This is a genomic window from Lacinutrix chionoecetis, from assembly GCF_053604665.1.
In genome coordinates, this window is sequence record NZ_JBSHNQ010000086.1 from 483,218 (window position 1) to 495,274 (window position 12,057).

Sequence of the window (12,057 nt, forward strand, 5' to 3'; positions counted from 1 at the left end):
TAATGATAAGTCTTACTTTTTTAAAGTAAGACTTTTTTTATGTTTTGTTAGCTAATTGTCCACAAGCAGCATCAATATCTTTTCCTCGACTTCTACGTACGTTAACAACAATACGATTACGCTCCAATTCCTCTATATAGTGGTCTATTGCAGCATTTGAAGCTTGTTGAAATTGGCCATCGTCAATGGGATTGTATTCTATAATGTTAACTTTACAAGGCACATATTTACAAAATTGTACTAAAGCATCGATATCTTTTTGGCTATCATTAATGCCATCCCAGACTACATATTCGTAGGTTATTTTTCGTTGTGTTTTCTCGTACCAATACTCTAAAGCTTCTTTTAAATCTTTAAGTGGGAACGTTTCATTAAAGGGCATTATCTCTGTTCTTACAGCATCTATAGCAGAGTGCAACGACACGGCAAGATTAAACTTTACTTCGTCGTCTGCCATTTTCTTTATCATTTTTGGTACACCAGAAGTAGAGACTACAATGCGTTTTGGCGACATGCCTAAACCTTCGGGTGACGTAATTTTATCTATCGCTTTAATGACATTGTTGTAATTCATGAGAGGTTCTCCCATACCCATAAATACAATATTGCTTAATGGCCTGTTGAAGTATAATTTGCTTTCCCTGTCTATAGCAACTACCTGATCGTAAATTTCGTCAGGATTAAGATTACGCATACGTTTTAAACGTGAAGTTGCACAAAATTTACAATCTAAACTACAACCAACTTGGCTAGAAACACAAGCTGTTGTACGCGTATCTGTTGGGATGAGTACAGATTCAACAATTAAACCATCATGTAATTTTACAGCATTTTTTACGGTGCCATCGCTACTGCGTTGCATGGTATCAACTTCAATATGGTTTATAACAAAATGATCTGTTAACATTTGGCGGGTTTCTTTCGAGATATTGGTCATATCCTCAAAAGTGTGCGCACCTTTACTCCATAGCCACTCGTAAACTTGATTACCACGAAAGGCTTTGTCGCCCTCTTTTACAAAGAAGTCTCGAAGTTGTACTTTAGTTAATGCTCGTATGTCTTTTTTCTTATCTGCCATGCTGTTGCAAAAATAGAATAATTTTAAATAGTAAGTTGAAGTAGCTTCCTAAAATAGGAGGATACCGAAAAGAATAATGATATCAATTTAATGTATAATTAACAGCGGATATTATAACAAAAAAAGACCCATAGAGCAATCTATGAGTCTTTTAAAATTTATTACAAAAGGATTACATCATGCCTGGCATGCCTCCACCCATTGGCATTCCGCCACCAGCAGGTGCATCTTCTTTAATGTCTATTAAAGCGCACTCGGTTGTTAAAATCATACCTGCAACAGAGGCTGCATTTTCTAATGCAATACGTGTTACTTTTTTAGGGTCGATAATTCCGGCTTTCAACATATCTACATACGTTTCAGACTTGGCATCGTAACCAAAGTCTTTTTTACCTTCGGTAACCTTATTAATTACAACACTACCTTCTCCACCAGCATTTTCTACAATGGTTCTTAATGGCGATTCAATGGCTCTTGCTACAATTTGAATACCAGTTGTTTCATCTAAATTATCTGTAGTAATTTTTTCTAAAACCGATTTTGCTCTTACAAAAGCAACGCCACCACCTGCAACGATACCTTCTTCCACCGCAGCTCTTGTTGCATGTAAAGCATCGTCCACACGGTCTTTCTTTTCTTTCATTTCTACTTCGCTGGCAGCGCCCACATAAAGAACAGCAACACCTCCAGCTAATTTAGCTAAACGCTCTTGTAGTTTTTCTTTATCGTAGTCGCTGGTAGTAGATTCTATTTGAGATTTAATCTGGTTAACTCTATTCTTTATTAGCGATTTATCTCCAGATCCATTAACAACAGTAGTATTATCCTTATCTATAGTAATACGCTCTGCGGTACCAAGCATCTCGATTGTTGTGTTTTCCAATGTAAATCCTCTTTCCTCAGAAATTACTGTACCTCCAGTTAAAATAGCTATATCTTCTAACATCGCTTTTCGTCTGTCTCCAAAACCTGGAGCCTTAACAGCAGCAATTTTTAAAGAACCACGTAATTTGTTTACCACTAAAGTTGCTAATGCTTCACCATCTACATCTTCTGCAATAATTAATAATGGTTTTCCAGTTTGTGCCACTGGCTCTAAAACTGGTAACAAATCTTTCATTGTAGAAACTTTTTTATCGTACAACAAAACGTAAGGATTTTCTAAATCGGTAATCATTTTTTCGCTATCGGTAACAAAGTATGGAGATAAATAACCTCTGTCAAACTGCATGCCTTCTACAACATCTACATAAGTATCTGTTCCTTTTGCCTCTTCAACAGTAATTACACCTTCTCTACCAACCTTGCCAAAAGCGTTAGCGATTAAATCGCCAATAAGTTCATCATTATTTGCCGAAATAGAGGCTACTTGTTTTATTTTTTCAGAAGAATTTTTTACTTCTTTAGCTTGCCTACCCAAGTCTTCTACAATTGCAGCAACTGCTTTATCAATACCGCGTTTTAAATCCATTGGATTCGCACCTGCAGCAACATTTTTTAAGCCTTCTTTTACAATAGCCTGTGCCAATACCGTTGCGGTTGTAGTACCATCTCCAGCCAAATCGTTAGTTTTAGAAGCGACTTCCTTAACCATTTGCGCTCCCATATTTTCTAATGGGTTTTCTAATTCTATTTCTTTAGCAACGCTTACACCGTCTTTGGTAACAACTGGTGCTCCAAACGAGCGGCTAATTATTACGTTTCTGCCTCTTGGGCCTAAAGTTACTTTTACTGCATTTGCTAATGCATCTACACCACGTTTTAATCCGTCGCGTGCTTCAATATTAAATTTTATATCTTTTGCCATTGTTTATAATTATTTTGCTAATAGCAACTTGGCTATTAGCTAAAAGATTAGTAATAAGTTTTAATTTTTAAAAAACCAGAGGTTGTAAGGCCTCGGCTAAAAGCAATTTATATAATTGCCATAATATCTTCTTCGCGCATCATTAAATAATCGGTACCATCTAATTTAATTTCAGAGCCAGAATACTTTCCATAAAGGACAGTGTCTCCTACTTTTACTGTTAGCGGTTCGTCTTTCTTTCCATTTCCAATAGCTACTACAGTGCCTTTGTGTTGTTTCTCTTGTGCGCTATCTGGAATATATAATCCAGAAGCAGTTTGCGTTTCAGCAGGAAGTGCTTCTACCAGTACACGATCTGCCAATGGTTTAATGTTTATTTTGCTCATTTTTATTTTTGTTTTGCCAGTAGTAATTACTAGCGGTTAAGTATTGTTTTATTCCTATTAAGATTAACCAAAAATGTGCCATTACGTTCTAGCTGACAAACTTTCAGACTAACCCTAAAAACAAAAAATGCCAGCTTAAAAGCTGGCATTTTAGTAAGTGTCTATGTCTATAGATTAGTTTGTAGTATCAATTGCTTTTGTAGCATCATCTGTAGCTGGAACTGTTGTTGCTGGCTCTACAGGAGTCGTAACAGCATCTGGATCTAAAGCTTTAGAATCTACAGGACCAGTATTGCCTCCAATTGCTATATTGGATAATAATATTAACGCAATTAATATTGTCGCTAACGTCCATGTACTTTTGTCTAAAAAGTCTGTTGTTTTTTTAACACCGCCTAATTGTTGTGTTCCGCCTCCACCAAAAGAAGACGATAATCCACCACCTTTAGGGTTTTGTACCATAATTACCACTACTAATAAAAAAGCAACTACTACTATTAGCGCTAAAAATATTGTAAACTGTCCCATTATTCCTTATTGTTTTGTTCTTGTAATTCTTTTACTGCTTTAATTTGGTCTGCAAAGAAACCACTTTTTTCTGGATATTTCAAACTTAATATTTTATAAGATTGAATTGCTTTTTTATAGTTTTTCTGTTCTACATAAATACGCGCCAAAGTCTCTGTCATCAAGGCTTCTGGCTGAATCATTTGTGCTTTTGCAATGTTGTGTTTTGATGATGCAGCTTTTTTTGCTGCTAATTTTGGACTTTTTTCTATGAACTTTTCGATGAGTTCAAATTTCTTGGCTTTGGTTAATTCGTTCTCAAATGCTTGCTCTGGTTCGGTTGCTGTAGTCCCTTTTTCGGGCTCGGTATCTCGTTGGATAGGAGAGAAGCGTGTTAAGCTTAGCCATTCGTTAAAAGAGTGGGTTTCATTTTTATCGAATTCAAGCGGTTTGCCAATATTTAAAATACGTTCGGGTGCGTTTAATTTTTCTTCTGAAGGCGCTACGTTTGTTTCAACATCAGTTTCAGTTTTAAAATTCGCAAGTTGGTGTTTTTCTATTTTTGGTTGAAATAATTCGGGATTGAGAGTGTCTTTTGTGTCCTCAATTTGCTGTTTTAAAGCAGCATCTATAGTAACGCTTTTTTTTATTGAGATATCCTCTGCCTCTACTTCGATGTCTAACAAATGCGCAGTATTGTGTTTTATAAATTGTGAGATTTCATTTTGCACGAATGTTTTTGAAGTAATAAAATCGAACAAGATACTCCTGTCTGTGGTGTAGGCAGCAGTTGTCTTAAGGGCATTATTATAATTGTAGCTTTCGGTATTTTTTAACCCCTTTAAATAGAGTGCTCTGGCAGATTGGAAATAAGGAAAAGTGTCTACAACATGTTTTAAGTCTTCGGTCTGCGACTTAGTAATGTGTTGAGGTGTTTTAATTACAGTAATAAAGTCTGCCTTATTCATGTTACCATTTAGCTAAAGATGCATTAAAAATATCTTGAGTTATACGCTCGAAAATTTCTTCTAAGGCAGTATCTTTTAGACTGCCTGTAAGTAATTCTGTTCCTTCATAATCGTAGAAAAAAGAAAAAGTTTTTTCAAAATCATCATCAGGTTTGTTTTTATTGTAAAAACGAACACGAACGCCTACCGTTAACCTGTTTTGTGCGGCAGTATTATTAGCTGTTGCTGTAGTTGGAGAAATACGGTATTCGGTAATTTCACCTTCGTAAACCAGTTCGCCGTTAGAATTTACAAGCTCTAAATTGGTTTGGTTTTGAATTAAATCCTGTAAGGCAAGGGTGAAATCTCTATCGACTCCAGGTTCTACTTGCGCTGCTGCATTTTGAAAATAATTAACCTGAAATGTTTTGGCATCAATTTTACCCACACCTGTAAACGAATAGGCTCCGCAACTAACAAGCGTAATTGTTAAAATGAATGCTGCAACGTGTTTTATGTATTTCATTTAATTTAAATCTTTTGTAAAGGTGTAATTTAATTACAAATCAAACTGTTTTATCTTTCTATATAGTGTACGCTCGCTTATACCCAATTCTTCGGCTGCTAATTTGCGCTTGCCGTTGTGTCGTTCTAAAGATTTTTTTATTAACTCTAATTCTTTGTCATGTAGCGACAAGGTCTCTTCCTCCTCAATCTCTTCGGCGAAGTGGTATTTGTCATTAGCGTCTGTTTGTTGGTTTTTGGGAGTTTCTGCTTGTTGCGGAATGTGTAAAACCTGCAAATCGTCTATGGTTTCTTGATAATCATCATTATTATCTTCACCGTATATTTTTTCAATTAAACCTTCGTTGTTTTTTTGGACGTCTTTCGCATTTCCGTTTTTCATTAATTCCATGGTTAGCTTCTTTAAATCATTTAAATCGGCTTTCATGTCGAATAATACTTTGTACAAAATTTCACGTTCGCTACTAAAATCACTTTCAGATTTTGTAGTTTTTATTACGGCAGGCAAATTACTGCTCGATGCAGGTAAATACTCTCTTAGCGTATTGGCAGAAATGGTTCTGGTTTGTTCTAAAACCGAAATTTGTTCCGCAATGTTGCGCAATTGTCTAATGTTACCGTTCCAACGGTATTTTAATAAATATTGAACAGCCTCGTCTGATAATTTTATAGTTGGCATTTTATACTTCAATGCAAAATCACTAGCAAACTTTCTAAAGAGTAAATGGATATCTTCTTGGCGATCCCGTAAAGGTGGGAGGTTAATTTCTACTGTACTCAACCTGTAGTATAAATCTTCTCGAAACTTTCCTTTTTTTATGGCATCTAACATGTTTACATTAGTTGCAGCTACAATACGAACATTGGTTTTTTGTACTTTACTTGAGCCCACTTTTAAAAACTCTCCGTTTTCGAGTACACGTAATAAACGCACTTGAGTTGTTAGTGGTAATTCTCCAACCTCATCTAAAAAAATGGTACCACCATCTGCTACTTCAAAATACCCAGATCGCGTAGCTGTTGCTCCTGTAAAAGCGCCTTTTTCATGACCGAAGAGTTCACTGTCAATAGTGCCTTCTGGTATTGCGCCACAGTTAACTGCAATATATTTATTGTGTTTTCTATGCGAAAGTTGGTGTATAATTTTAGGAATACTTTCTTTACCAACACCACTTTCTCCTGTTACCAAAACAGAGATATCTGTTGGCGATACTTGGATGGCTTTTTCAATAGCACGATTAAGCGATTCGCTATTGCCAATTATTCCAAACCGTTGTTTTGTTGCTTGTATCGATTCCATATTATTTTCTGCTACTTCAGAAATTATTCTTTCAAAATAATTTAAATTTTAATTGTCTGGGAGAACCCAACAGCTTCACCTATAAGTGTCGCTTTAGTGCAATCTAATATCTTAACCATTACAAAGTCTCCAACTTTGTAGTTCTCTTTAGGGAAAACAGCTACGATATTGTGCTCACTGCGTCCAGACCATTGCTCTTTAGATTTTTTAGACTCTTTTTCTACTAAAATCTCAATAGTTTTGCCTAAGTGCTGTCGTGTTCTAAATTCGCTATGTTTTAGCTGAAGTTCAATAATCTCGCTCAACCTTCGGCTTTTGGTAGCTTCAGGTATATCGTCTTCCAGTTTTCTTTCAGCCAATGTTCCAGGTCTTTCAGAATAGGTAAACATATAACCAAAATTATATTTTACATAGTCCATTAAACTAAGTGTGTCTTGATGATCCTCTTCAGTTTCTGTTGGGAAACCTGCAATCATGTCTTGACTTATTGCGCAATTAGGAATAATCTTGCGAATGTTATCGATTAACGTAAAATACTCTTCACGTGTATGTAAACGATTCATCGCTTTTAAAATGCGATTGCTTCCGCTTTGTACTGGTAAATGAATATGATTACAGATATTATTATACTTTGCCATAGTTTTTATAACATCTAAACTCATATCTTGAGGATTGGACGTCGAAAACCGAATGCGCATATTAGGCTGTGCCTCCGCACAAATTTGTAATAATTTTGAGAAATCTACTGCAGTGGCTTTTTGCATTTCAGAAGCCTTTACAAAATCTTTTTTAAGACCACCACCATACCATAAGTAGCTATCTACATTTTGCCCGAGCAACGTGATTTCTTTGTAGCCTTTGCTCCAAAGATCGTTTACCTCTTCAATAATACTTTGCGGGTCTCGACTGCGTTCTCGGCCACGAGTAAAAGGCACTACACAAAAGGTACACATATTATCACAGCCACGCGTAATGGAAACAAATGCAGTTACGCCATTGCTGTTTAAACGTACAGGAGAAATGTCTCCGTAAGTTTCGTCTTTTGATAGTACGACATTAATGGCGCTATGCCCATCTTCAACTTCGGCTAAAAGATTTGGTAAATCTTTGTAGGCATCTGGTCCCACAACCAAATCCACAATTTTCTCTTCTTCTAAAAATTTACTCTTTAAACGTTCTGCCATACAGCCTAGGACACCAACTTTCATTTTAGGATTGGTACGTTTTACAGCATTGTATTTTTCAAGACGTTTTCTAACCGTTTGTTCTGCTTTGTCTCGAATAGAGCAGGTATTTACCAACACTAAATCGGCATCTTCAAGCTTGTTAGTAGTATTGTATCCTTGTTTGTCTAAAATTGATGCTACTATTTCACTGTCGCTAAAATTCATAGAACACCCATAACTTTCTATAAAAAGCTTTTTAGTGTTTGTGTTGTTGTTTTCTAAAACAAGGGAACTTCCTTGTTTGCTTTCGTCTATAATTTTTTCCATAAATTTACTGTAAACAGTAGGGGTCAAGTTTTATGCCTTTCGCAGCAAAGCGATTGCAAAGATAGATTATTTTCTATTTAGTGACAATGTGACAGTTGTTAATTTTGTGATAAGAATTAAATTCTGAAAAGTTGAGTATATAATAAGGAGTGTTTTTTTTAATTAACCGATTAAAAATGAATGGCTTTTTTATTACTGTTTTAAAAGAATATCTCAATAAAAAAATGATTGATTTAAATTTAAATTAGGTTCATATATTTTTTTTCATATACATTTGTAACCTCAAAAACCTAATGAATGGCTAAGAATTTAGTAATAGTTGAGTCACCAGCAAAAGCAAAAACAATCGAAAAATTTCTTGGAAAAGATTTTAAAGTAGAGTCGAGTTATGGACACATTTCCGATTTACCTTCCAAAGAATTAGGCGTTGATGTAGAAGGTGATTTCGATCCAAAATATCAAGTATCTTCAGATAAAAAAGCAGTTGTAAAAAAACTGAAGGATTTAGCGAAAAAAGCCGAGATGGTTTGGCTGGCAAGTGATGAGGATCGCGAAGGTGAAGCTATTGCCTGGCACTTAGCAGAAACTTTAGGCTTAGATAAAAAGAAAACAAAACGAATTGTTTTTCATGAAATTACTAAAACTGCTATTCAAAAAGCAGTAGAAAACCCAAGACAAATAGACTACGATTTAGTAGATGCGCAACAAGCACGTCGTGTATTAGATAGAATTGTAGGTTATGAGTTGTCTCCCGTTTTGTGGAGAAAGGTAAAGGGCGGTCTATCGGCAGGACGCGTGCAATCTGTTTCGGTACGTTTAATTGTTGAGCGCGAAAGAGAAATTCAAGCTTTCGAGCCTGAAGCATCTTACAGAATTGATGCAGAATTTTCAAATGAAGAAGGTCAATCATTCAAAGCAAAATTGCCAAAAGCTTTAAAAACTAAAGAGCAAGCTTTAAAATTTTTACAGCAAAACGCAAATACTACGTTTAAGGTTTCAGATTTAGAAAAAAAACCAGCAAAAAAATCACCCGCTGCACCATTTACTACTTCTACACTGCAGCAGGAAGCGTCTAGAAAATTATATTTTTCTGTAAGTAAAACCATGACTATGGCTCAGCGTCTTTATGAGGCGGGTTTAATTACTTATATGAGAACAGATAGTGTAAACTTATCTAAAGAAGCTAAGCAAGGCGCAGCAAAAGAAATTATTGATGCTTACGGAAAAGAATATGCCAAAGAACGCAACTATAAAGGAAAATCCAAAAATGTTCAAGAGGCTCATGAGGCAATCAGGCCAACAGATTTTTCTGCACATACTGCAGGCTTAGATAACGATCAAACAAGGTTGTACGAACTTATTTGGAAACGAGCTATAGCTTCTCAAATGAGCGAGGCACAATTAGAACGTACCAATGTTAAAATAAATGCCGAAGCACATAAACAAACCTTTACAGCAAATGGCGAGGTGATTACTTTTGATGGTTTCCTTAAAGTCTATTTAGAAGGTACAGACGACGAAGATTTAGAGCAACAAGAAGGGATGTTGCCAGCTATGAAAGTTGGGGAAACACTTTTAAACAATAGCATTACTGCTACAGAGCGTTATACAAGAGCGCCTTACAGGTTTACTGAAGCATCACTTGTAAAAAAATTAGAGGAACTTGGTATTGGTCGTCCGTCTACCTATGCACCTACAATTTCTACAATCCAAAATAGAAATTATGTAGAAAAAGGCTCAATTGATGGTGTAGAACGCAATTATACACAACTGGTTTTAAAGGATGGCAATGTAAAAGACAACCTGTTAACTGAAAAAGTTGGCTCAGATAAAGGGAAGTTAGTTCCTACAGACATAGGTATAATTGTAACCGACTTTTTAGTTAACCATTTCGAAAGCATCTTAGACTATAGTTTTACTGCTAATGTGGAAGATCAATTTGATGATATTGCAGATGGTAAAGCCGATTGGAAAAAAGTAATGAAAACCTTCTACAAAGATTTTCACCCCAAAGTAGTTGATGTACAGGAAAATGCTGAAAGAGAATCTGGAGAACGCATCTTGGGTGAAGATCCTAAAACAGGAAAACGGGTTAGTGTGCGTTTAGGCAAATTTGGGCCAATGGTACAAATGGGTACAGTTGATGACGAAGAAAAACCAACCTTTGCCAGTTTAAGTCCAGATCAGCAATTAGGGAGTATAACTTTTGAAGAAGCGATGGATCTGTTTAAACTTCCAAAGAATTTGGGTGAATACAAAGGAGAGCCTGTGGAAGTAAATAATGGTCGATTTGGACCTTATGTGAAATTTGGAAAAGCTTATGTTTCTTTGCCTAAAGGAACAGATCCTTTAAGTGTGGAAATTGACGAAGCAATTGAACTCATTAAAGAAAAAGAGAAAGCAGACGCTCCAATATATATGTATAAGGATTTACCTGTGCAGAAAGGAAAAGGGCGATTTGGACCATTTATTAAATGGAACAATATGTTTATTAATGTGAACAAGAAATACGATTGGGATAATTTATCTGAAGCGGATATTATTGAATTAATCGAAGCAAAAATTCAGAAAGAAATAGATAAAGTCGTCCATAATTGGGAAGATGAAGGTATTCGTGTTGAGAAAGCGCGTTGGGGAAGGCACAATGTATTACAAGGCAAGGTAAAGATTGAACTGCCTAAAACCGTTGACGCAGCAGCATTAACTTTAGATGAAGTAAAGGCTATTATAGAGAAAAATGCACCAAAGAAAAAAGCAACCAAAAAGAAAGCAGCAACAAAGAAAAAAACAGCTGCTAAAAAGAAATAATATATGAATTTTAATTTTTTGTCTCCTGTTTCAGATGCGGTTTTAGCGCATAATGAGTTACTGTCCATGCAGGCATTAGGACGAAAATTAAAAATACACTCTACAAGAGAAGGTATTCCCGAGTTAGAAGGAGTCGCTATAGCTATTTTTGGGGTTTTAGAAAACCGAAATGACGTTAATTATATAGGCGAAGAATTTAATCTGGACGAAGTTAGAAAATCCTTCTACGCATTGTTTCCTGGAAGCTGGAATACAACTGTTGCAGATTTAGGTGATATAAACAGAGGCGAGACAGTAGAAGACACTTATTTTGCATTAAAAACCACGGTTTCTATTTTAATTCAAAAAAGAATTATTCCAGTAATATTAGGAGGAAGTCAAGATCTATCATACGCAATATACCGTGCTTACGATAATATTATGCCCATGGTAAATTTCGTGAACGTAGATTCTTGTTTCGATTTGGGAGATTCAGCAAAACCAATTAAAAATAATAGTTTTGTAGGGAAAATTATTTTAGACCAACCATACAACTTATTTAATTATGCAGTTTTAGGGTATCAAACTTACTTTAATTCGCAGGAAGAAATAGATTTAATGGAGCGTTTATATTTTGAAGCTTACAGGTTAGGAGAAGTATCCCAAGATATCACTATAGCAGAACCTGTTTTGCGCGATGCCAATATGGTTAGTATAGACTTAGGCGTGGTTAAAGCTTCAGAAGTAAGTTTAAAACAAAGACTCTCTCCAAACGGTTTAGATGGAAAAGAAGTTTGTGCCATTGCGAGATATGCTGGAATTAGTAATAAAGTGTCTGCATTCGGTTTGTTCGAGTATAAACCCTCTTATGACGACGAAGTGACAGCTATGTTAATTTCTCAGATGCTTTGGTATTTTGTTGAAGGCGTGAATTATAGAGTAAAAGATGATGACTTCTTAAATGATAATAATCATCAAAAATTCACTACTTTAGCAGACTCTGAAGAATTAGTTTTCTATAAGAGTACTAAAACAGGACGATGGTGGATAGAAATACCTTTTTTAGCAAATGTTAATAATAAATTAAAAAAGCATACGTTATTACCTTGCACGCACAAAGATTATATAGATGCATGCAACGGTATAACGCCTAATAGATGGTATAAAGCATACCAGAAAAATAGTTTATGATTAAAGGATTTTAATTGATTTAACATTTTTTAAATC

The 12,057-nt window shown here is 35.5% G+C and carries 10 protein-coding genes; 2 read left to right on the forward strand and 8 right to left on the reverse strand.

Translation table 11 applies throughout. The annotated features are described in order from the left end of the window. Positions 1-37: 37 nt before the first annotated feature. The 8 genes from rlmN to miaB form a co-directional block, all read right to left on the reverse strand. Entirely contained in the window at positions 38-1,078 is a 1,041-nt protein-coding gene (rlmN, locus tag ACVC43_RS14375; RefSeq protein ID WP_452225227.1) for a 23S rRNA (adenine(2503)-C(2))-methyltransferase RlmN, read from the reverse strand. Between the two features lie 172 nt (positions 1,079-1,250). Beyond that, positions 1,251-2,885, reverse strand: a complete 1,635-nt coding sequence (gene groL, locus ACVC43_RS14380) for a chaperonin GroEL (RefSeq protein ID WP_452225228.1) — start codon at positions 2,883-2,885, stop codon at positions 1,251-1,253. 107 nt (positions 2,886-2,992) lie between these two features. Further along, positions 2,993-3,271 (reverse strand): co-chaperone GroES, encoded by a 279-nt coding sequence (locus ACVC43_RS14385; protein ID WP_452225229.1) that lies wholly within the window; start codon positions 3,269-3,271, stop codon positions 2,993-2,995. Positions 3,272-3,445: 174 nt separating this feature from the next. Then, entirely contained in the window at positions 3,446-3,799 is a 354-nt protein-coding gene (secG, locus tag ACVC43_RS14390; RefSeq protein ID WP_452225230.1) for a preprotein translocase subunit SecG, read from the reverse strand. After that, complete coding sequence (locus ACVC43_RS14395) at positions 3,799-4,746, reverse strand: hypothetical protein (protein ID WP_452225231.1); 948 nt, start codon at positions 4,744-4,746, stop codon at positions 3,799-3,801. Before ACVC43_RS14395 ends, secG begins: the two co-directional genes overlap by 1 nt. A 1-nt stretch (position 4,747) precedes the next feature. Continuing rightward, complete coding sequence (locus tag ACVC43_RS14400) at positions 4,748-5,251, reverse strand: LptE family protein (protein WP_452225232.1); 504 nt, start codon at positions 5,249-5,251, stop codon at positions 4,748-4,750. 33 nt (positions 5,252-5,284) lie between these two features. After that, entirely contained in the window at positions 5,285-6,550 is a 1,266-nt protein-coding gene (locus tag ACVC43_RS14405) for a sigma-54 interaction domain-containing protein (protein ID WP_452225233.1), read from the reverse strand. 41 nt (positions 6,551-6,591) lie between these two features. Next, entirely contained in the window at positions 6,592-8,043 is a 1,452-nt protein-coding gene (gene miaB / locus ACVC43_RS14410) for a tRNA (N6-isopentenyl adenosine(37)-C2)-methylthiotransferase MiaB (RefSeq protein ID WP_452225234.1), read from the reverse strand. A gap of 297 nt (positions 8,044-8,340) precedes the next feature. Between miaB and topA the strand changes: the two genes are divergently transcribed. Both topA and ACVC43_RS14420 read left to right on the forward strand, forming a co-directional pair. Further along, positions 8,341-10,851 (forward strand): type I DNA topoisomerase, encoded by a 2,511-nt coding sequence (topA, locus tag ACVC43_RS14415; protein WP_452225235.1) that lies wholly within the window; start codon positions 8,341-8,343, stop codon positions 10,849-10,851. 3 nt (positions 10,852-10,854) lie between these two features. Further along, positions 10,855-12,021, forward strand: a complete 1,167-nt coding sequence (locus tag ACVC43_RS14420; protein WP_452225236.1) for a formimidoylglutamase — start codon at positions 10,855-10,857, stop codon at positions 12,019-12,021. Positions 12,022-12,057: the final 36 nt, after the last annotated feature.